The 22,085-nt window shown below is 45.9% G+C and carries 17 protein-coding genes and 1 pseudogene; 9 read left to right on the top strand and 9 right to left on the bottom strand.

Annotated features, from left to right (window positions below; genetic code table 11):
• Positions 1-211 precede the first annotated feature (211 nt).
• Positions 212-1,164: pseudogene (locus ACJJIZ_RS16430) on the top strand (helix-turn-helix domain-containing protein).
• A 462-nt stretch (positions 1,165-1,626) separates the two neighbouring features.
• Here the strand turns inward: ACJJIZ_RS16430 and ACJJIZ_RS16425 are convergent.
• A protein-coding gene (locus tag ACJJIZ_RS16425; protein ID WP_444914145.1) for an IS3 family transposase occupies positions 1,627-2,765 on the bottom strand; the annotation gives its coding sequence in 2 pieces (ribosomal slippage) (positions 1,627-2,516 and positions 2,516-2,765; 1,140 coding nt in all).
• Between the two features lie 985 nt (positions 2,766-3,750).
• On the opposite strand from ACJJIZ_RS16425, the gene ACJJIZ_RS16420 reads away from it, so the two are divergent.
• Positions 3,751-4,785, top strand: a complete 1,035-nt coding sequence (locus tag ACJJIZ_RS16420; RefSeq protein WP_444913809.1) for an IS481 family transposase — start codon at positions 3,751-3,753, stop codon at positions 4,783-4,785.
• Between the two features lie 72 nt (positions 4,786-4,857).
• Here the strand turns inward: ACJJIZ_RS16420 and ACJJIZ_RS16415 are convergent, their stop codons facing one another.
• Genes ACJJIZ_RS16415 through ACJJIZ_RS16390 form a run of 6 tightly spaced genes read right to left on the bottom strand, consistent with a single transcriptional unit; the run spans position 4,858 to position 11,239 of the window.
• Complete coding sequence (locus tag ACJJIZ_RS16415; protein ID WP_444914144.1) at positions 4,858-6,654, bottom strand: glycosyltransferase family 2 protein; 1,797 nt, start codon at positions 6,652-6,654, stop codon at positions 4,858-4,860.
• Between the two features lie 37 nt (positions 6,655-6,691).
• Complete coding sequence (gene glf, locus ACJJIZ_RS16410; protein ID WP_444914143.1) at positions 6,692-7,819, bottom strand: UDP-galactopyranose mutase; 1,128 nt, start codon at positions 7,817-7,819, stop codon at positions 6,692-6,694.
• Positions 7,816-8,751, bottom strand: coding sequence for a glycosyltransferase (locus ACJJIZ_RS16405; protein WP_444914142.1), 936 nt, complete (start codon positions 8,749-8,751; stop codon positions 7,816-7,818). Before ACJJIZ_RS16405 ends, glf begins: the two co-directional genes overlap by 4 nt.
• A gap of 30 nt (positions 8,752-8,781) precedes the next feature.
• On the bottom strand, positions 8,782-9,783 hold the full coding sequence (locus tag ACJJIZ_RS16400) for a hypothetical protein (protein ID WP_444914141.1): 1,002 nt from the start codon (positions 9,781-9,783) through the stop codon (positions 8,782-8,784).
• A complete protein-coding gene (locus ACJJIZ_RS16395) occupies positions 9,780-10,478 on the bottom strand; it encodes an ABC transporter ATP-binding protein (RefSeq protein ID WP_444914140.1) in 699 nt (232 codons plus the stop codon). Before ACJJIZ_RS16395 ends, ACJJIZ_RS16400 begins: the two co-directional genes overlap by 4 nt.
• Positions 10,475-11,239, bottom strand: a complete 765-nt coding sequence (locus ACJJIZ_RS16390; protein WP_444914139.1) for an ABC transporter permease — start codon at positions 11,237-11,239, stop codon at positions 10,475-10,477. Before ACJJIZ_RS16390 ends, ACJJIZ_RS16395 begins: the two co-directional genes overlap by 4 nt.
• A gap of 214 nt (positions 11,240-11,453) precedes the next feature.
• Between ACJJIZ_RS16390 and ACJJIZ_RS16385 the strand changes: the two genes are divergently transcribed.
• From ACJJIZ_RS16385 to ACJJIZ_RS16355, 7 genes are all read left to right on the top strand, one after another.
• Complete coding sequence (locus ACJJIZ_RS16385) at positions 11,454-12,512, top strand: glycosyltransferase (RefSeq protein ID WP_444914138.1); 1,059 nt, start codon at positions 11,454-11,456, stop codon at positions 12,510-12,512.
• Complete coding sequence (locus ACJJIZ_RS16380; protein WP_444914137.1) at positions 12,505-13,596, top strand: glycosyltransferase family 4 protein; 1,092 nt, start codon at positions 12,505-12,507, stop codon at positions 13,594-13,596. Before ACJJIZ_RS16385 ends, ACJJIZ_RS16380 begins: the two co-directional genes overlap by 8 nt.
• A gap of 359 nt (positions 13,597-13,955) precedes the next feature.
• The gene (locus tag ACJJIZ_RS16375; RefSeq protein WP_444914136.1) at positions 13,956-14,825 is read left to right on the top strand and encodes a glycosyltransferase family 2 protein; all 870 of its coding nucleotides are present in this window, start codon (positions 13,956-13,958) and stop codon (positions 14,823-14,825) included.
• Positions 14,826-14,899: 74 nt separating this feature from the next.
• Entirely contained in the window at positions 14,900-16,015 is a 1,116-nt protein-coding gene (gene gmd / locus ACJJIZ_RS16370; protein WP_444907913.1) for a GDP-mannose 4,6-dehydratase, read from the top strand.
• A 3-nt stretch (positions 16,016-16,018) separates the two neighbouring features.
• Positions 16,019-16,975, top strand: a complete 957-nt coding sequence (locus ACJJIZ_RS16365) for a GDP-L-fucose synthase family protein (RefSeq protein ID WP_444907914.1) — start codon at positions 16,019-16,021, stop codon at positions 16,973-16,975.
• 136 nt (positions 16,976-17,111) lie between these two features.
• The gene (tnpA, locus tag ACJJIZ_RS16360) at positions 17,112-17,516 is read left to right on the top strand and encodes an IS200/IS605 family transposase (RefSeq protein ID WP_444913664.1); all 405 of its coding nucleotides are present in this window, start codon (positions 17,112-17,114) and stop codon (positions 17,514-17,516) included.
• 111 nt (positions 17,517-17,627) lie between these two features.
• Positions 17,628-18,398, top strand: coding sequence for a glycosyltransferase family 2 protein (locus ACJJIZ_RS16355; protein WP_444907915.1), 771 nt, complete (start codon positions 17,628-17,630; stop codon positions 18,396-18,398).
• 38 nt (positions 18,399-18,436) lie between these two features.
• On the opposite strand, the gene ACJJIZ_RS16350 is transcribed toward ACJJIZ_RS16355, so the two are convergent.
• Both ACJJIZ_RS16350 and ACJJIZ_RS16345 read right to left on the bottom strand, forming a co-directional pair.
• Entirely contained in the window at positions 18,437-20,206 is a 1,770-nt protein-coding gene (locus ACJJIZ_RS16350; RefSeq protein ID WP_444914135.1) for a BatD family protein, read from the bottom strand.
• Positions 20,200-22,083, bottom strand: a complete 1,884-nt coding sequence (locus tag ACJJIZ_RS16345; protein WP_444916216.1) for a VWA domain-containing protein — start codon at positions 22,081-22,083, stop codon at positions 20,200-20,202. The genes ACJJIZ_RS16350 and ACJJIZ_RS16345 overlap by 7 nt, the downstream gene beginning before the upstream one ends.
• Positions 22,084-22,085: the final 2 nt, after the last annotated feature.

The raw sequence follows: 22,085 nt of genomic DNA, 5'->3' as shown, positions 1-22,085 counted from the left end.
AGTAGCCTGCTAAGTCCGAGCACCAATTTAGGTGGTAAAATTGCCACCGAAGATAGGGCTGTTCAGCTAGCAGATAACGTTGACCCTTTTCTCCCGAATTTAAATTAGATGGATTAGTTCAGATAAAATCTGACACATTTTCTTGAAAAGAGGGGTTTACCGGTTTTGATGAAGGTGCCTAAATCTAAAAGTAAAACCAAGGATAAACCCCATGATCCATGCTAATGATTACATTATCAAGCACAACGCCGGATTACTAAATCTGGCAGAAGAACTCGGCGATATATTTAATGCTAGTAAGATGCTGGGTGTGTCGAGAGACACTTTCTTACCGGTACAAGAAAGTCGTTTCAAATGGCGGCGTGGATGCCCTTCTTGATAAGAGCCTGCTCGTAGGCAGGTTCGAGTTTCCAATGAACTGCGTAAATGCGGTGTATTTGTTTCCCCTACTGGCGTTCAGTGTATCTGGTTACGGTATCACCTAGCTAATTTCAAATTGCGATTAAACGAACTTGAGGCCAAGGTTGCTGAGGAGGGGCTGATCCTTACAGAGTCACTGATTCAAGCTTTGGAAAGAAAGCGGCATGATGATGAAGCCTGTGGTGAAATTGAAACTCAACACCCAGGTTATCTAGGCTTGCAGGATACCTATAAGTAGGAACATTTAAGGGCGTCGGAGGTGTTTATCAACAAGCCTATATCGATACCTATGCAAAGGTGACTTATTGCAAGCTGTACACTACCAAGGCGCCAATCACTGCGGCGCAGGGCTGTACTACCGTTTTATGCCATGCATGACCTACCAGTGCTGCGTATCCTAACTGATCGCGGTACGGAATATTGTGGCAAGTTGGAGCGACACGTCTACAAGTTATACCTGCGAGTGACCGAGATAGAACACACCAAGTCAAAAGCTAGGCATCGACAAACTAACGGGGTCTGTGAGCGCTTCCATAAAACTATTTTGCAAGAGTTCTACAACCTTCATTATGCCGCAAGATCTATGGATCAATAGACGAGTTACAAAAGAATCTGGACGAATAGCTCATATATTACAATAATGCGAGGACCCATCAGGGTAAGAGGTTTTGCAGTCGAGCACCGATAGCAACTCTTGAAGATGGAATAAGTAACTGGAAAGAAAAGCTCGTAAACTCAATTTGATCTGATAGAGCACCCACTGAAAAAGCGGTAACTATCGAGCCAAGTCTGAACTATTAAAAATTAAATACTGCCCACTTGGTTGCAGCTCAAGGCTATTCAATCCCTAGCGGCCCGGATGTCGGTACAGCAGCTATCCGTCGCTCTAGAAGCAGAGTGTGTTGGAGGGGCGCCTATAAGAAAAGCGCTTACCGCTGCATGACAGGAAATTAAGGAATTTGAAGTCCGTGTCAATCGCAGGAAGGGGGGAATGAGACACAAAAAACTGCCGCTCTCTTCATATGTAGTAGTTCATATTCGATCAGACGGATCATTCACGCCGATAGACCGATTTAGTGAACAGAAGCCCGTGGAGCCGGCATGTATAGTGTTTGAAGTGCTCCAATCATGCTATTACGAATATAGGAAAAAGAATAATTCCGATGATGTAGCCAGTGTTGTGGTCAACTCCAGCCGGACACTTCTTTAAGCACATTCCTCAAATTCGATAGGGGCTAGATCTCCCAGTGTTGTATGTATTCTGCGTGAGTTGTAATAAGCAATATAGGCTCTTACATCTGCTACCGCATCCTCCCTTGTCGGATAGAGGTTTCCCGTTAACCACTCCCGCTTCAGGCTGCTGAAGAAACGTTCAGTCGGTGCGTTGTCCCAACAATTTCCCTTACGGCTCATTGAACACACCATCCCCTGCTGACTCAATAACATTTGGTAGGTATGGCTGGCATACTGACTGCCACGATCAGAGTGATGCAGGAGACCTTTTGGGGGCGTACGCAAATTGACAGCCATCATCAACGCACGAGTTATCAGGGCCGTTTCCATCTTGCGATCTAGATGCCAACCAACAATCCGGCGCGAATAGAGATCAATCACTACCGCCAAGTACAGCCAGCCCTGCGAAGTCCAAATATATGTAATATCAGTCGTCCAAACTTGATTTTTAGCACTCGGTGAGAACTCCCTATTCAGAAGGTTCTCTGCGACAGGCAGGTGATGTTTACTGTCTGTCGTCAGTGTAAATCGCTTCTTGCGCTTTACTGCCAAGCCTAGCTTTTTCATGAGCTTGCGGACTCGATAGCGCCCGACTTCAAAGCCTTCTTTACGTAACAGCTTCATTAACCGACGACTTCCGAGACTCTGTCTAGATTCTGCAAATAGGGCCTTCAAACGATGGCATAGTTGCCATGTTTGAGCATCTATTGAGCTATTACCACGGCAACACCAATCGTAATAACTAGTCTTACTTACCTGCATTACCCGGCAGAGCACCCTAACAGGAAAGCTGCCTTGCTGTTTTTCAATAAAGCTGTACTTTATTTCATTTCTTTCGCAAAGAAGGCGCTGGCCTTTTTTAGGATTTCTTTCTCCATCCGCAACTGCTTATTTTCACGTCGTAATCGCTCTAATTCTGCGCGCTCGCCTACATCCAACCTCACACCGTCTTCTTCCTGCTTCTGTTCCTTTATCCAGCGTCGCAGGTTATTGGCTGTTGTTCCTACAGCCTCTGCTGCTTTAGAAATTGAATACCCTTGCTCAGAGACTAGCGCTACGGCGTCTTTCTTAAATTCCGGCTTGAAATGCCGACGTGTACCTTTTGTTGTCATACTTCACCTCGCCTGGTAGTTTTACCATCTTAGCGAAGTGTCCGGAAGGATTAGACCACTACACAGAATGCAACTTTGCTCCAAGGCCATTGAGCTCTTCGAGCTTAGTCGTAACTCTGTTGGAAACCGCACAATTTTAGCTTTACTCTGTGAGCCGGATGTCAATTGATCGCTTTAAAGTCCGAAGGCTCATGAGTGAAGCGAGCTTGGCTTGATCCTTATAGGTATAAGAAATAATTGTAGAGGACTTAAATACATCAAATAAACTTGGACGCCAGTTAAATGTAGAGAAACCCAATTAAGTTTGACTGCGATATTACCTATATCTGGGCGGGTTCAAGCTACTGTTACCTAGCTGCCGTTATAAAATGCATGCTTGCCCTATCGTTGGATGGGCTCTCTCAGGACGGGTTCAAGCTACTGTTACCTAGCTGCCGTTATAAAATGCATGCTTGCCCTATCGTTGGATGGGCTCTCTCAGGACACGCAGATACAGCATTAACTATAAAAGTACTGAAAGGCTTGGGAGCAGCAAGGAAAGCCTTATGGAGTTATGTTTCGGGGGTCGCCAGTTTCGCCAACGATGGTGGCGTTATCGGTTGACCCAGAGTATGAGTCGGTGCGGAAGCTGCTGAAATAATATGGAATAGTTCATATAATACACCAATGTAAAGAGTGTTTTGGAGCCTGAAGAGTGAGTGGATACCCTCTTTCGGTAACAGCTCCTTAATAGAAGCGAACCGAGACATCAGTCATTATCTGATAACTTGCTGCAATCGGGAGTGTCCCCACCAACACAATGAAGGGGTATCGCCTGCAAAAGCCGGAAAAAAGCTTAACTTACTATCTGGGAATAGTTGAACACCATAAACTGAACTAAGGTGTATTAGTTCAGACCAAATCTGACACATCCTCTTGAAAAAGAGGGGTTTACCGGTTTTGATGAAGGTGCCTAAACCTAAAAACAAAACCAAGGATAAACCCCATGATCCATACTAATGATCGTATCATCAAACACAAGACCGGATTGCTCAATCTTGCAGAAGAGCTTGGCAACATCTCAAAAGCTTGCAAGATGCTTGGTGTTTCGAGAGACACTTTCTATCGGTACAAGGAAGCTGCTTCAAGTGGCGGTGTGGACGCCCTTCTTGAAAAGAGTCGACGGGTGCCTAACCACAAGAACCGTGTTGACACAGCAATTGAAGAGGCCGTGTTGACTTATGCCCTCCAAGAGCCTGCCCATGGACAGGTTCGAGTCTCCAATGAGCTACGTAAACGTGGCGTATTCGTGTCCCCTAGTGGTGTTCGGAGTATCTGGTTACGGAACGACCTGGCTAACTTCAAGTTACGATTAAAAGCACTTGAAGCCAAGGTGGCTAAGGAGGGGCTAATCCTCACGGAGTCGCAGGTTCAGGCCTTGGAAAGAAAGCGACATGATGATGAAGCCTGCGGGGAAATTGATACTCAACACCCCGGCTATCTAGGTTCTCAGGACACCTTCTATGTAGGAACATTTAAGGGGGTTGGGCGTGTTTACCAACAAACCTATGTCGACACCTATGCAAAGGTAGCCCATTGCAAGTTGTACACCACTAAGACGCCAATCACAGCAGCAGATCTTCTGAATGATCGTGTATTACCGTTTTACGCCATGCATGATCTGCCGGTGTTGCGTATTTTGACTGACCGCGGTACTGAATATTGCGGCAAGCTGGAGCAGCATGATTATCAGTTGTACTTGAATATCAACGAGATAGAACATACCAAGACAAAAGCCAGGCACCCACAAACAAATGGTATCTGTGAGCGCTTCCATAAAACTATATTACAAGAGTTCTACCAGCCATCGTTACGACGAAAGATCTATGGATCAATAGAAGAGCTACAAAAGGATCTGGACGAATGGCTCGTATATTACAATAATGATCGAACTCATCAGGGTAAAAAGTGTTGTGGTCGCACACCGATGGTAACCCTTGAAGAGGGTAAAAGTATCTGGAAGGAGAAACTCGTAAACTGAATTTGACCTGACAGAGTACCTTCTGAAAAACCGGTAACTGTCAGATCAAGTCTGAACTACTACAACTAAGGGTCACTTTAGCCCCAAAAAATCTCTCCAATATCTCTCAGATGTCATGAGTTCATAGTTTTCTATGTAGCTCCTTTTTGCCCTTTTAAATTTCGTGTATGAGGTAAATGCGACACTTAATGCCTGAAAAAGTACTTTTAAAAATTTAACCGTATCTCGTTGCGCTGTGAATTCGGAAACCCGCGCTTCCTGGGTGTATATTACATTGCGCGCCAAAAAACTTTTTGTGTAATCAAGATCGTAGGCCCCTATTACTTTGTACCCTGTCCTATCTATCGGTTTTTTTGATTGAAGGGGGAAGCAGGGAAGAAGGTGCCCGTTTAAGGTAATTTTAGATAGTATTCGCTGGTATGGATTAACGCTATTGCTGTTAAGGACTTTAACGTCCGTATTATAATCTCTGCTCGGCCGTGCTACATCCTCTTGTGAGGCGAGCAGCTCAGCATGCAGATCATCTGGTAAAATGTCATGAAGGTGTGAAAACCCTTTTAAGGCAGCTATAGTGCCATCAATAGCTTTTCGAGCGGAATCATACCTGTATCCAAGGGACAAAATTAGGGCTGTTTTTAAAAGTCTGCGGCATAGTGCTGCATAGCTAAAATTTGGATCATGGATGCTTCTGGCAATGAAGGAATTCCTCTCCTCGTAGAAAAAAGTTGATGAAGAGTATTTGTTTTCAAATGGTTCGTGCCATACACCAATACCATTGAAATCAATTATTTTGACTTTTCTTTTTGAGGCTCTTATGGAAAACTCTACATCATCCCACTTAAGGAAAACTGGTATTGGTAGGCCAAGTTCAGAAAATTTCTTGGTGGGTGCAGAAAAAAACCACCAGCCAGCATACTCCTTTTTTATTTCTTCATCATTTTTTAAAAGATTGTTTGGCTTATTTAAATCTATATTACCTTTTATGGGTATAAAGTGGGCGTCTTTGTTTAAGGTTGCACCATTTTCATGTTGGATGTTTCTTTTGTCGAGCCGTAACATACTGCCGCTTACACCCAGTGAGTCATTGGCACAGTAGCTATAAAATGCTTGCAGGCGGGTAAAAATTGAAGGTTCTAGCTCTACATCGTCATCACACAAAACAATATGGCTATATACTGAAGTGGAATTGCTGGCTTCCAAAATTCCTCTGGCAAATCCTCCTGAGCCACCATAGTTTCTATTTGGGATTACTTTAACTGAAGGGGTTTCAATTTTCCCTAGGGTTCTTCCATTATCTATTACAAGAAGATCAATAATCACATTTGGTTGCAACCTGTCTCGCAGTGAGCTAATAGTCTTTATATTGCTCATGACAAACTCCTCTCGTTTGTAGGTCGGCATAATAATTGCGAGAGAGGCCTGTTTAGCAGGGGGAAGAGCAGTGTTAAATGACAGGCTATAGATTTTGCATGCGGCATCAAATGTTTCGATCTTAATATAGGCTAACTCGAAGCCCTTTGCTTTTTGTAAATCTATTTCAAGGGTCTTCGTAGATCTATTGTTCCAGTTAAACTCCTCTTGAGTGAGGTTTTTTTTACCCAGTTTTTTTGATGTGCAAATTACATGACATATAAAGTTTCCTGACCCGCAAATCTGCAGATAGAGAGTCTTTAAGTTGCAATATTTTTCCCATTTCCCAAGGCTAAACACATTAAAATATGTATCAAAAGACAGCTTTGAAAATTTCCCCAACTCCCAGCTTGAGGGGTGCGTTTTATAGCTAACGTCGCCCGAGGTTTTATGGTATAGCGACACCTCGCTAGAGGCGCTTTCATTAGGAGGGACGATTGAGTGAATATTCCTACTCATGCTTTGAGGTGCCGCTGTTAATAACTATAGATTTTTGTTAATTTTTTTTGGAACTGTTTAGAAATGCTTTTGCTGCTTCTAGCGCTTCTGCGATCGTAACATCCATATCTAGATAGCGGTAAGTTCCTAGCCTTCCAACAAAAGTGACGTCTTGGATGGTGGCGGCGGAATCCTCATAAGTTTTCAGCATCTCAATCTCGCCAGCAAGTCGAATAGGGTAGTAGGGTATGTCTCCCTCTTCACACAGTCTTGAATACTCGTGGTAGATTACGGATTTGTCATGTTCTTCCCATGGTGCGAAATGCTTGTGCTCAGTTATCCGTGTAAATGGAACTTTTTCCTCGGTGTAGTTAATTACAGCATTTCCCTGCGCATCTCCCTCTTCAACACTGCGTTTAAAGTCAAGGGTTCTGTATCCCAGGCGCCCATGTTGATAATTAAAAAATGCGTCGAGAGGACCAGACCAGAAAGTGTGTCGGTAATTCTTTCTTGCCTCAGGGGAAAATGAGGTTTCTAAATGCACTTTAATATTTTTATGGTCAAGAATTTTGGCTACGATTTCAGTGTAACCATTTTTGGGCATCCCTTGGTATGGATGGTTGAAGTAGTTGTCGTCATAATTAAAGCGTACTGGAAGGCGCTTTAAAATTGAGGCGGGCAGTTCGGAGGGGTGAAGTCCCCATTGCTTTTGGGTGTAGCCTTTAAAAAATGCCTCATAAAGCTCCTTACCTACAAAACGAAGTGCTTGTTCTTCAAAAGTCTCGGGGGCTTCAATGGATAGATCTGCTTTGGATTCAATCCAAGTCTTAGCCTCTTTTGGGGAGAGGGTTTTCCCGAAAAATTGATTAATTGTGTGTAAATTTATGGGTAAGCTATATACGTCGCCATCATAAACCGCTTTTACGCGATTTTTGTAGGGCACCATCTCCGTATATTTATTAATGTAGCTCCAAACTTCTTCATTTGCAGTGTGAAAAATGTGGGGGCCATATTTGTGAACCATGACACCGGTTTCACTGTCACGCTCGGTGTGGCAATTGCCCGCTATATGACTTCTGGATTCAAATATCTCAACATTATATCCTGCTTCTGCAAGCTCTCTTCCTATTACGGCACCAGAAAATCCCGCTCCTACAATTGCGATAGTATCATTGCTTTCATTCATTGCATTTTACCTCGAGTATTTGTTGTGAAGTCTAATAAAGCTTTAAGGATTTCCCTGCCTTGTGATCTTGATTTAGGGTATAAGAGAGAAAAAAAGCCTTTTAATAAGAACCTAATAAAAAGATATGGGGTGGCTAGCTTGTAGTGCCAGGAAGCTACAAAGAGAAAATTTCTAACATCATAGTATCTAATACCTGGCCGAGAGGCGCTGAGCTTTGACGGATGAATGACAGATGCGGTTGGCTCTATTACAGTCGGAAAGCCAGCCTTGCTGGCTCTAAGACACCAGTCAACATCATCAAAATGTAGGAAAAAATTTGCAAAAGATTGAAGCTTTTTTGCTGCCGCCAAGGGTACTAGCATGCATGCAGCAGAGGAATATTCACTTTCAAAAGGTTTGTCAGGAAGATTCTCTACTTTCTCTCTATTGAAAAGAAGCTGCTGTCTTGCTTTCCACCACTTAATTCGCGCGCCAGCTTCTGTAACAATACTGGGGTCTGCTTTATCAAGAATCACTCCCCCAACAATACAGCTTCCAAGCTTGTTCTCTGCTGTGCTAACTAAGTTGTTGAGGGTTTCCTTATTTGGAGTGGCATCATCATCTAAAAGCCAAATATACTTGGCGGCACCTCTATGAAGAGCATGCTTGATACCCTCGCTAAAACCTCCAGACCCGCCAGTATTTTGAGAGAGGTCTAAAAGCTTGAACCTTGGTTCTGATGAACCTAAACCCTGAATAAAGCGATTAATAGTATTTAGCGTGTCATCGGTACTGTTGTTATTTACAATAGTGATACTATAAGCGCTTTTCGGATAATCTAGTTGCTGTAAGAGCTGTAGCTGTTCAAGCAATTCTATACTTCGATTGTAAGTAACAATTACAATCTCAACTTCTGGTTTAAAGATTGAGTTTTCTTTAGTGTCTGAGGTCAAGCTAATATAACCTTTATTGCTGTATATAAATTACTTGTCTAGTTTTGCTGAGAGGCGATTTACTCTGCGCTTCAGCCTAACTTTCTTTTTGTTTATTTCGAGCAAGTAGCCTGCAATAATATCTTCGGCCTCACCAATTACGTTGGTTAATTTAGGGAGGCCTTCGGATTTTGGTGTCTCACCAGGTGAAAACTCGATTTTCTTAGAAGGTTGTCTAAAGCGGAGATATATGGTTGCTAGCGCTCTTGCAGTAGCGCGTTTTTTCCAGCTTAAAAGAGCTCCTCTTTTTGCGAGCTTTGAGTCTCTTGCGAGAGCCTCGCTAAATTGGTGGCGAAGACCTAATAGCCTATTTCGAGATAGGATCGAAGTTGCATAAATCCCTGCAATGCTCGGTGTGACATTGCGGTTGATCTTGGTCGACTTAATAATATTTAAAGCTGCACTCAAGCCCAGCTTGGTTAATAGGTCGTAAATGAGATCTTGTTTTTCCCATTGTATCTTGTCATAAGGGCGAACAATAATGCTGGTCTGATATGACCGCTCCCACTTTTTGATAAAGCGAACTTTAAAGGCAGCATTAAAAACATATGGGTCAAATATTGTAGGCAAATATTTGGCGCTGAAATACTGTTTCTTAAAAGAGGCTAATGATTTTGCACTCTTTAGTCGCTGTAATATGCCAGATTCCAAGTACTCATCAGCTCTGCGTAAATAAGCAATTATTTTCACGTTGGGCTGATTTAGCCATTCTTTGAATCTTTTTATTTCCTCTCTCTTTAAGGTGCAAAAAGCTTCTGCACTTAATATTACATGTGAGGGGTTTTTAGAGAATATTTTTTCAAGCTCATGCCAGCTTTCTCCTTTTTGTCCGACTCTAAGCTCATGAACAAGGGATTCGTGATGATCTTGCTTGTCGGGCAGCTTGGGATATTCAATCCCTAAAGATCTTAAATGGCTTCTATGTTGGCTAAGGATAGACTGTATGGCGGTAGAGCCGGTCTTATCTGAACCAATATGTACATATATGTTCATATGGTCGTTGCCTCAGCCTCGTACATGCTTAATATGTCTTCGGCAGCGCCAATCCGTTTAACAGTGCCATCTTCTATCCACAAAACTCTATCGCAAAGGTTTCGTAGGGTCTGAATTGAGTGTGAAACCAAGACAACGGTTTGGTTGGATTGAACCTTCTCTCGCAAAACTCTTGCAGACTTTTTCTTAAACTCCTTGTCGCCCACGCCTAGAATTTCGTCAAGTAGTAATATATCAGGTGTGGAGTGAATTGCAGTTGCAAATCCCAAGCGAGCCTTTTGACCTGCAGAAAAGGTACCAACCGGCTCTCTAATTATGTCGCCAAGACCAGAAAATTCGGTAATAACAGGGATCAATCTTTTGGCATTCCGAATGCTGCTACCCTGGGTTACAAGAGCCATAAGAGCATTGTCAACTCCACTCAATTTTTTGTTGAAGCCAAGACCGAGCGATAGGAGTTGTGACTTAACATGAGCGGGGCGGTGAATTTTTCCTGCATTAGGTGTAATTATGTCAGCGAATAATTTAAGTAGGCTTGATTTTCCCGCACCATTTCGCCCTATAACTCCAAGGGTTTCACCCTGACGAAGCTCAAAAGAAATATTTCTCAAAACCCAGTTCTGTTTTGAGAAAAAACTTAATCTTCCTCGGTAGGCAAGCCCTACACTTGAGAATGTTAATATTGGCGTGCTCATAGCAATACTCTTGGGTAAGTTCTATCAAGGGCCTTGATTAAAGCAAGTGCTGAACATAGTGAAAGAACGCCAACGATGAGCGGGTATGTAAAATCTCCAAGCGTAGGTATTTGATTCTCCAGCAAAACCATTCTGTAATTATTAAAAACTCCAGCAAAGGGGTTTAGTAGTAGCAGCTCTTGGACTTCAGGAGGACGGCTGCTAATGTCAAAAAATATTCCTGATGTAAAAAGAACCCCGGTTACACATAGAGGCACCAAGTGCCTTAGATCTGGTATTAGAGGAGTAGTGGCTGCAGCAAGTAGACTTAAGCCGAGGTTAAGAATTACTTGAGAGAATATTACCGGAGCTAGCCCAACCCACGCGCTGGAGGGCGGGAGTCCAGATAGCCAAACAGTGCCGAGAAGTATCGGTAAAACGCACATGAACCTTAAAAACATCGAAAGATTAATCGAGCATGGGAATATCCACTTGGGCAAGTAAAACTGCCCGAGAATCCCTTTGTTATTCACTATTGATTCAGAGCTGTTGCTGATACAGGATGCGAACCACTTAAATGGCAGCATGCCGCAGAGGAGAAATACCAGGAAATTCGCTCCGGTATTTCCTCGAAAGCCAGATGAAAATGCGAAGTAGAGAAGCCCTGTGAGAAGAAGCGGTTCCATTACCCACCAAATGGTTCCCAGGTAGGTATTTTCCATGTCTGCCTTTAAGGCGTTGACGCCTCTGAGCCAGACAATATTGAGGTGATTCTTAAGCATCCAGGTGTTACGGTTACAAATAGAGGTGGCATTATAAAGGCACAGTAGCGCCAAATATATAGTAAAAGCTTTAGAAACAACAGCTTACATGCTGTAAACTAGTACGTTGAATTTGTAAAGGCCATATGTTTTGGTACAAAAAGTAACCGCAGCTCACTGTTATAGGACGTTCCTTCCTGAAACTCAGGGGGGACTGGAACAGGCCATATTTCAGATGGCGAGATCGGGAGGTGAGGTGTTAGCACTCTCTTCCAAGCCAGGCTCTTATGAGATTGAGCCGGGCTTGGAAGTTCGGGCAAGCCGCCGCTGGTTTTCTTTCAAGTCAATGTGTTTTGGACCTGGTTTGCTACTGGATGTATGGCGTAGCAAAGCGAAAGTGTTGCACTTGCACTTTCCTTGGCCTTTTGGTGATCTTGCCTATCTGTTTGCGGGCAAGCGGCGCCCTTTAGTCGTGACTTACCATTCAGATGTGGTGAGACAGAAGTGGCTGCTTAAGCTTTATACCCCTCTTATGAATCGTTTCTTTGCCAAAGCGGATCGTATCGTAGCCACTTCAGAGCGGTATGTGGCAACAAGCCCTGTTTTGCAGCGCTGGAAGCATAAGGTCTCTGTGATTCCCTTGGGGGTTGATGAGGATACCTTGCCGCCCCCGCGTGAAGATGACTTGAAGCGTATTGAGGGCACCTATGGCCGGGGTTTCATGCTTTTTGTCGGTGTTCTTCGTTACTATAAAGGCCTTGAATACCTGGTTCGCGCGGCTGAGGGGGCGGGCTGCCGCATATTGATTGCGGGGGCGGGACCAGAAGAGGAGCGTATGCGCGCTCTTGTTTCTAAGCAGGGCCTGGATAACGTTGAATTTCTGGGGTTTGTATCCGATGAAGAAAAGGCAGCATTGTATAGACTATGTGGTGCTGTAGTTTTTCCTTCTCATCTGCGTTCTGAAGCCTTCGGGGTCACCTTGATTGAAGGGCTTATGGCCGGTAAGCCCCTGATAAGTTGTGAGATAGGCACCGGTACAAGCTTTGTAAATGAGAATGGTGTAACTGGCCACGTGATACCTCCAGCGGATAGCGCCGCGCTGCGGGCGGCTATGAATGACCTCAGCTCCAACCCTGAAAGAGCCAAGATAATGGGGGCTGCAGCTCGCCAGCGTTATGAGGCCCTGTTCACGGGCGAGAAGATGCGAGAATCGTATCAAGAGCTTTATCGGGAAGTTCTAGGGTCTGATGTTGGTAGTGAGGTGATTGACTCCGATAGGAGTTCCTGTGCTTAGGATTGGTGTTGATGCCAGACCATTGTCAGTTGTTACTACAGGTATTGGCCGTTATACGGAAGCCCTCATTGAGCGTATGGTACAAAGCGGGCATGAATGGTTCCTTTATAGTGATGCGCCGCTGCCTGAGAGGCTCTGTGATGTAGCTAATGTGGTCGTACGTACAGGGAAGGTTGGGCGTAAATCACTGGGTACTCTTTTTGCTCAAGCCCGCTTCCCATCCTGGGCTAGGCATGATGACTTGCAGGTATTCTGGTCCCCCAGGCATCATTTACCGCTGATGATACCGTCTTCAGTAAGCCGGGTGGTGACGATTCACGACATGGTTTGGGCGCGCTTTCCTGAAACTATGTCTGTATTTGGTAAGCACCTAGAGCGTGGATTGATGCCCCCTTCGGTAAACTCGGCGCAAACGGTGATAGCGGTATCAGCATTTACCGCCGATGAGCTCACAGAGTTAATGCCGAAGTCTGTGGGTAAGACTGTTGTTATTCCCGAAGCACCTTTCCTGGAAAATACTGACGACCGCATTGATGGGGAGTATTTCCTTTTCGTCGGTACTCTGGAGCCCCGGAAAAATTTGGAGCGCCTGCTGGCCGCATATCGAGCTTACTTGGATATGGCTACTCAAGGAGCATTGCCGCTTTATGTTTGTGGTGGGCAAGGCTGGGGGCTGCCTCGATTAAGTGAAGTTATTGAGAGGTTGGGTTTAGGAGAAATGGTAAAGGTGCGGGGTTATGTGCCTGATCACGAGTTAAGTGGCTTGTATCATAATGCCAGAGCTTTGCTTATCCCCTCGATTTATGAGGGGTTTGGGCTGCCTATTGTTGAGGCGTTTTCGCAGAATACGCCGGTTTTGACCTCTAATACTGGAGCTATGCGGGAGGTGGCTGGAGGTGGAGCTATTTTAGTCGACCCTCTTTCGGTTTCTAGCATGGCTAATGGTATCCATCAGCTGCATTCAGATTTGGATTTGGTCCATAGCCTTCAGGAATCTGCATGCGCTCGGGTAAAAGAGTTTTCTTGGGATCGAGCAGCGGAAGCCACCTTGAAGGTGTTGGAGGAGGCTGCTATCAACGGGTAGCTGGCTTTGGTTCATCTTTTTATAGCGCTAGCTTCTACATCATTCTCTTTTCGGGCGGGTCTCTGGCTATTCCCTGAAGTATGTTTGTGTTCTGCGGTTTCAAGGTTGTGGGACTTTAAGACTTATCCAAATTTATTTTCTCATTGATTGTTTCGGTCTTCCCTTAAGGTTGTCAGGTTCTAACTACCCTGGCTGCTGTCGAAGTTCCTATCTATCTCTCTCCTGATCCAGTTGTTGAAATCCCCGCCCATCCTGTTTGTTGGCCAATGTTGTAGGTTGCTAATTCCAAGTGTTGTGCTAATCGTTTAGTCAGCGCGTGATGATTCAAATGTCTAACAATATCTGCAATTGGTGCTGCTATGCGGGTTAAATTTTCCGTGATTGTTCCGGTCTATCAGCAGTGGCACTTCATTGAGGAGTTGGTTTGTTGCTTGGAGTCTCAAGTCATTTCAAAAGACCTTTTTGAGCTTGTGCTGATATCAAATGACGGGAATTCTCCATCCTTTTTAGGGGGGGAAAGTTTTCAGATTAAGACAGGAAAGTGCAAAAAGCCTGGGTCTTATGCGGCAAGAAACAAAGGGGCAGAGTTAGCTGAAGGAGATTGGCTTATATTTACGGATGCTGATTGCCTGCCGGATTCAAAGTGGATAGCTGGAATTGATAGGGCGGTTGGGTGTTGGGGGGGGAGTGTAAAGTTATTTGCCGGTGATGTGCGAAGTCAAAAGCAATATGGATTCTCCAATATCTATGAAGTCTATGACTTTATGAGAGGGATACCACAAGAGGTTTACGTATCTGCAGGAGTTGCGGCTACAGCGAATATGGTAGTTGATCGGTTTTTGTTTCTGAAGTTTGGCGGCTTTAGTGAGAATTTCTTTTCGAGTGGTGATTTTGAGTTTTGCAGAAGGTTGAGGGTGAAAGGGCACCAAGTCTTATTTCTGAAATCCGCTTTTGTCCATCATCGAGTTAGATGTTCCTGGCAATCTGTAGCGACAAAAGCAAGGCGGATAAAGGGAGGGCAGTTTTTCCTCTCTCAAGGGGTAGGGAGGATTAAGCTGATTCTATATACCCTTCTTCCGCCGGTAAGGGTGGTCGTATTTTTTTGGAGGAAAAGGGAAATTTATATTGGTTATAGATTGATGGCAACTTTCGTTCAGATAAGGTTGTGGGGGGTTGAAATACGGGAGATGGCTCGCTTGATGTTAGGGGCGAAACCTGAGCGACATTGATCTTTGTAAATGTTTGGGCGGTATTGATTGTGAAGAGGTGAGCTTGTATACCAATAATTCTAACAGGCTGAGACATGAAAAAAGCATTAATAACGGGTGTAACAGGCCAGGATGGTTCTTATTTAGCTGAATTTTTATTGGCGAAAGGGTACGAGGTTCATGGGGTTAAAAGAAGGTCCTCTTCATTTAATACGAGCCGCATAGATCACTTGTACCAAGGGCCGCAAGATGATAGTAGAAGGTTTTTTCTTCACTATGGAGACCTTACCGATACGAATAATTTGACCCGAATTCTTCAGGAGGTGCGGCCTGATGAAATCTATAATTTGGGTGCTCAGTCTCATGTTGCGGTCAGTTTTGAATGCCCTGAATATACTGCAAATGTGAACGGGCTTGGAACCCTCAGAATACTTGAGGGGATGCGTCTTCTGGGGTTGGATAAAACCAGGTTTTATCAAGCCTCAACATCGGAGCTTTATGGTGCTGCCAAAGTTTCCCCTCAGAATGAAAACACTCCTTTTTACCCTCGCTCTCCATACTCAATTGCAAAGTTGTTTGCTTATTGGACCGTGGTCAATTTCCGCGAGGCCTATGGCTTATATGCTTGCAATGGAATCTTATTTAATCACGAGTCATCACGGCGTGGTGAAACTTTTGTTACTCGAAAGATAAGCCGGGGTTTGGCAAATGTTGCCCAAGGTTTAGAGCGGTGCCTGTATTTGGGGGAGCTGAATGCACTGAGGGACTGGGGCCATGCTAGAGACTATGTTGAAATGCAATGGTTGATGTTGCAGCAAGAAAGTCCTAGGGATTTTATCATCTCTACAGGGCTGCAATACTCCGTTCGAGATTTTGTTCGTAATTGTGCTCAAGAGTTGGGGATAGAGGTAGAGTTTCATGGAGAGGGGCAGAAAGAGGTAGGTGTTGTTGCTTCAATTGTGGGAGAAGATGCTCCAGCAGTTAAGTGTGGAGATGTAATTGTTAAAGTGGACTCTCGTTATTTTCGCCCGACAGAAGTGGTGTCACTAGTAGGTGACGCCTCATTGGCTCGGCAAGAGCTGGGGTGGGCACCTAAAACAACCTTGAAAGATTTAGTTGGGGAGATGGTTAAGTATGATTTGAGGGAAGCGAAGCGGAATTTGTTGTTGGCTGGGAATGGTTATCGCACTGAGCCTATTTTTGAGGAGTAGGTAGTGAAATACTCCCAGAGAGTTTTTGTCGCAGGTCATCGGGGCATGGTTGGTTCGGCATTAATTCAGAGGCTGAAACCGGTAAAAAACTGTGAAGTCATTACCTGCCCTCGAGATTCGCTGGACTTGACAGATGCTGATGCTGTTTCTGATTTTTTTAATTCGGAGTCGATTGATACTGTTTATTTGGCTGCGGCAAAGGTGGGGGGCATATTGGCGAATAGCAAGCTCCCAGCTGATTTTATTTACCAGAATCTGATGATTCAGTGCAATGTAATCCATCAGGCTCACAAGGCCGATATCCAAAATTTGCTGTTTATTGGGTCGTCTTGTATTTATCCAAGGGATTCCCCCCAACCGATACGGGAGCAGGACCTGCTTGGGGGCAGGTTGGAGGCGACTAACGAGCCTTACGCTATTGCCAAGATTGCCGGAATTAAGTTATGCGAGTCGTACTCAAGGCAGTATGGACGTAACTATCGCAGTGTTATGCCGACAAACCTTTATGGTCCACATGACAACTTTGACTCTGCAAATTCACACGCTATCCCTGCATTAATACATCGTTTCCATAAGGCCAAAAATGAAGGGGTGCAGAATGTCAGGGTTTGGGGGAGTGGTGATGTTCGACGAGAATTTCTGTATGTAGAGGATATGGTTGATGCGTTGGTGTTTGTAATGGGTTTGGAAGATCGAGTATATCGATCCGTGACAGAGCCTATGTGCTCCCACCTAAATGTGGGTACTGGGGTGGATTGTACTGTTAAGGAGCTGGCTTATTTAATCGCCGAGATCATTGGGTTTGAGGGAAATATTACATTTGACAGGTCAATGCCTGATGGTGTGCCGCGGAAGTTGCTAGACACCTCAAAGCTATCGAAGTTGGGGTGGGCTTCCCAGACTTCCTTGGGGGTAGGGTTAAAGAAAACATACGACTGGTATAGAAGTATTTTATGTTGATCGAATGTCAGACATTGTAATTAACAGTTAGGTAAACCACCGCCTCTGGCGGTGAGACTTGACAGGGCTCTGCCGTTCCGGCGTGCAGAGTAAAAATATGGCCTCCATGAACCGGCAAGTTCTATAAGGGGGCCATATGCGAGATTGGCAGTGCCAAGCTTACGTGAAACATTATTGCAGGTACCACGTGGTGTTTGTGCCCAAGTATCGAAAGAAAGCGTTATTTGGGACATTAAGGCGGGAGATTGGAGCAATATGTCGAGACTTATGTCGTCAAAAGGGCATTGAGTTGGTCGAGGAGTACGCAATGAAGGATCACATCCATATGTTGTTAATGATTCTTCCGAAGTTCAGTGTTTCCAATACGATTGGGTTTCTGAAAGGGAAATCTGCGATCCAGATATTTCGGAAGTACAAGCATGTACAGAGAAATTTCACAGGAAGACACTTTTGGGCTCGGGGCTACTGTGTGAGTACATCAAAAATCAAGAGGTTGAAGAGCGCCGCCAAGAGCAGATGCGACTGGCAGGGTTGTAACTAGCCCCCTCTGGGGGCTTTCACCATACCACCCGCTATGCGGGTGGTTGCTGATTTGTACTAAAGTTCTCAGAAGAGGTTTTACTTTTCACGAAACGACAACTTGAGAATTTTTGTGATAAAAATAAGCCTGATAACGGTTTGTCTAAATAGTGCTGACACCATTCGCGACACAATACTATCCGTGTTGGCTCAAGATTATGCAAATATTGAGCATATAATTATTGATGGTGGCTCTACTGATGGCACGCTAGAGATAATATCTGAGTTTAAAGACCAAGTCGCGGCAGTTGTGTCTGAAAAAGACTCGGGTATTTATGATGCTATGAATAAAGGCATATGCATGGCGTCTGGCGATATAGTCGGCACTATTAACTCTGATGATGTCTATTCTGATAATCGTGTAATTTCAAATGTTGTTAATGAATTTTTGGTTTCGGGAGCCCAATCTGTCTATGCAGATCTGGAGATTGTGGCTCGCAACAACTTAAGCCAAAGAGTGCGTTTTTATGGCTCCAGTAAATTTAGGGTGTCTAAATTTCGCTGGGGCTGGATGCCACCCCATCCTACATTTTTTGTGCGGCGAGACTGTTACAAAAAGCTAGGTTTATATAAAACCAACTACCGTGTTGCGGCAGATTTTGAATTGCTAGCTCGTTTTCTTTATCGGGATAAAATCAGCTTCAGGCGCTTGCCAAAATGCATTGTGAAAATGCGTGAAGGGGGTGTTAGTTCCCAGGGCGTTTGGGGGCGGATTCATCAAAACCTGGAAATTGTTAGGGCTTGCAAAGAAAATCATATCTACACAAACTTTTTCCTGATTCTATTTAAAGTACCTCTTAAACTGCTCGAATACACAGGAATTGGCCTTACCCATAGGCGGTGAAGGCCAACCTTTCCCTGTTTGATTTGAAGTGGCTCCTGTTAAGAGAACAGTGAGGGCAGGGCGCTATCCGTTTCACTGGGTTCACTTTCAGGTTTCGCGTTCACTAGTAAGTCGACTATTGCTTTCACCTTATTGATGTCCAAAGGACTAGCCGGTGACTTGTAAATAGCGGCGTCCAGAACTGCTTGGAGCTGATCCAGCTCGGGGATGTTCAGTTGCCTCGCGGTCTCAGCCAAGCTCTTACCATTTACTTGCGGCCACTTTGCAGTAAGCCACTTTAAAGTGGCTTGCTGGATATGGATGGGGTTCTCACTCTCCAGAGCTTTTTTAAGGGCACGGGATTCACGTTGTAAGTCGGGAGCCTGGGTGTGGTTGCTCGGTATTTGCTGGGCGGGTTTGCGCCTCTGAAAGAAAAAGTACAGGACCCACAGTAAGTGAGAGGCAATCGCGATAATAGCCAGGTTGCGCCAAAAATGGCTCACAGTACCGACTTGTTCGGTGGGTGTAGCTGACTGAGGTACTTTAGCACTGGTTTCATTGTCGCTGGTTACTGCAGCAGCAGTACCGGAAACTGAGAAGCGGAATGCCGGTAGTTGAGTGGTGCGTTGTCGTTGGCTTTTTGTATCCCACCAGGTCACAGTGACGGGAGGAAGCTCGTAGTCCCCGGGTTGTGTAGCCACAATCGCGGTTGTCTCAATACGGCTTCCGGTAACGCCGTTGGGCCCAACCTGGTCTTCTTGTTGCGGTTGATCGGGGTAAGTTTTAAGGCCATCCACGTTGAGTTTGGGAAGTGGGGGCAACTGTGCGGCCCTGAGCCCTTCGGCACGTACGGTAAGAATTCGGGTAATAGGTTCGCCTACGGCAAAGGTGTCCGGGTCCTGGCTCCAGCTTTGAACAATGCCGAGACTGGCAGCGGGCAGCCATTGGCTGCCAGAGTAGTCAGCGGGTTTTGGCAGCACTTCGATAGGCTTCTCTTGGGAGCGAAGTCGAAGCCTTTGGCTGTTGCGATTAAATAGGGAGAAGGGGTCCCTGCGCCCAGCGATGGCCACGTAGGTTAGTGCGGGGATGCTGAGCTTGCCTGAGCTATCAGGGAAAACGGCGTAGGTAACTTCGAAAACCGCATGGCTCACATCATTGAGCTTGCGCTCATATCGCTGCTCATCGACTTTTTCTGCATGAGCGCCGGCAACCTTGAGAGGTTCTGTTGCGATATCGTGTAAGCCGATAGTGGTGTACAGGCGAATTTTTACCAGCAGTTGCTCTTGGACATAGACCTTTTCCTTGTCGAGTGTTACTTCCAGAAAAGCCTGCTTTTCACCGCCGTTAGGTCCACTTTGCGCCTCGGTGACCGTGACGGGAACCGCATCGGAAACCTCTCCTTGATAGTTAAAAGAGGGGATAAACAGTTTGCCTTCCCGTTTGGGGGCTAGCGCCAGTACCCACTCGACAAAACTCTCTGCACGGCCATTGATAACGCGATACTGGTTGGACTGTTGGCGTGAGAGAATATCGAAATCCTGTTCCAACAAGTCAAAGTCCGGTTGTCCACCACTTTTGTCTCCTGAATAGCGCACACGTAAATTGACTGTCTCATCAATTCCAATCTTATCTCTATCGACCGTTGCGCTGAGATCGCTTGCTAAAACCGGTGTCGACAGACAAAGTGCTATTGCAAGAAGTAGCAAAGCGAAGGCGTGGCTGAGTGGGAGGCTCCAAAGTTTTATTCGGTTGTTAATGATTGCGTCCATAGGCATTTTTGAAATCAGTGTCCTTGAATCCAGCGACATTGTTCTACTGTTCTTTACCATCTTTGTGTCGCCCCATTTTCCGGTGGCTCCCACTCTCCGCTGCGATAGGCACGGCGCCTTTGCAGGCTCTCGTATTTGAACTTCTCGCGCATCAGGCCGGCTGGATCATCGGGAATTTGACGGAGCCATTGGTCCAGGGCTTGTTGGGTTTCCTGGTCGAGAGGGCTTTCTTCAGCGCCAGTAGGTTGCGATTCCCCTTGCGGCGGCTGTTCTTCACCCTGTTGTTCGCCTTGCTGTTGTTGTTCGCTCTCCTGCTCTTCCTGGCCCTTTTCTTGGGAGCCCTGCTGCTCCTCACCTTGGGGCTGTTGCTCAGAGGGCTCTGATGAACCAGAGGGCTGTTGATTATTGCCCTGTTGTTGCTGCTCGCTGGACTGCTGTTCGTTGTTCTCAGCTTGCTGCTCTTGGTTTTGCTGTTGTTCCTGGCTCTGCTGCTGGTCTTGCTGGTTCTGTTCCTGCTCGCTTTGCTGCTGTTCACCGGACTGCTGTTGGGATTGCTGCTGTTTTTCTTGCAGCTCTTTCAGCTTTTCAGCAATTTCTCGATTGTGCTCGGCATCGGCAAACTCGGGCTGCTTTTGCAGGGCTTCATCGTAAGCCTCGATAGCTTTATCGTAGTCCCCCTGTTGCACCAGGCTGTTGCCAAGATTGTACAAGCTCTGTGAATTATTACTTTGGGCGAAATTCTCCTGGGCCTCTGCGTAATTGCCTGCGCGATAGTTGGCAGTGCCTTTCCATTCGGGGTTGTGAAATTCTTGCGCGGCCTCTGCCGGCTGTCCCTCTTCCAGTAGGCGCTGGCCCTGCTGGTCTTTGCGTTGCCATAAATCCTGCCACTCAATAGCCTGGCTTTCACTTGAAATTCCAGTTAGTAGTAGTAAGGGCAGGGCGCATGCCAGAGCTCCCCGACGGAAGAGTAGGGCTGCAAAAGGTAGTATTAAAAGGAGTAATAGCGGCCCTTCATCCCGCCATTGGTCGAACTCCCTTTCAGTGAGCTGCGCTTGTTGCGGGCTGTCAGTTTGAGGCAGTAAATAGTCGATATCGCTGTCATTTACCGTAATTTTGGCAAAACGCCCCCCGCTGGACTGGGCGAGCTGGCGAAGCTCACTGGCATCGAAATTGGAGATGACGATGGCCCCTTTACTATCAGTCACAAATCCACCGGTATTCCCCCGTGGGATGGGGCTGCCCTCGCCGCTGCCCACGGCGAGTATGCTCATTTCAACTTTTGCGTTGGACAGATCTTTGGCGACCTCATCGGCGGCCATTGAGTCTATGCCGTCGGTAACGGCAAGTAATTGCCCGCGTCCTGCGGCTCCATCCTTTAACAGGCGAATCCCGGTATCGACGGCCATTTCGATATTGCTGCCGGGGACTGGCATGATTGAGGGCGATAACGCGGGTACCAGATTGGCGATTGTAGCCGTGTCCTCGGTAAGAGGGGTGACGACATGGGCTTCTCCAGCATAGGCGACGAGTGCGGTGAGGCCGTCTTTTCTCTGGCGCAAAATATCCAAAATTTTAAGGCGGGCGCGGGTTAGTCGATTGGGTGAGAGATCTGTCGCCATCATGGACGGTGACAAGTCTAGCAGTATGACCAGGGCATCCTGGTTGCTGTACACCGGGGTTGGCAGCTTGCGCCAGGCAGGGCCGGCCAGAGCGATAATCATCGCGACCAGCAGCGCAAATATTAATGCGAATAACCAGGGTCTTTTACTGCCACCGCGCAGTAGAAGGTGGGGCAGCAGATCTGGGTCTATGACCTTTTGCAGTTGAGCGCTGTTGAGCACCATCTTTGCTAACCCCCAACAGAGTAGTGCTGCGGGAATTAGCAGCCACAGAACCCCAGGGCGCAGGAAGTGGAAGGATTGGATTAGGTCGAGCATAT

This window comes from Microbulbifer maximicatervae (SeqCode) (assembly GCF_052467225.1).
This window is presented reverse-complemented; position numbering and strand designations above follow the sequence as displayed.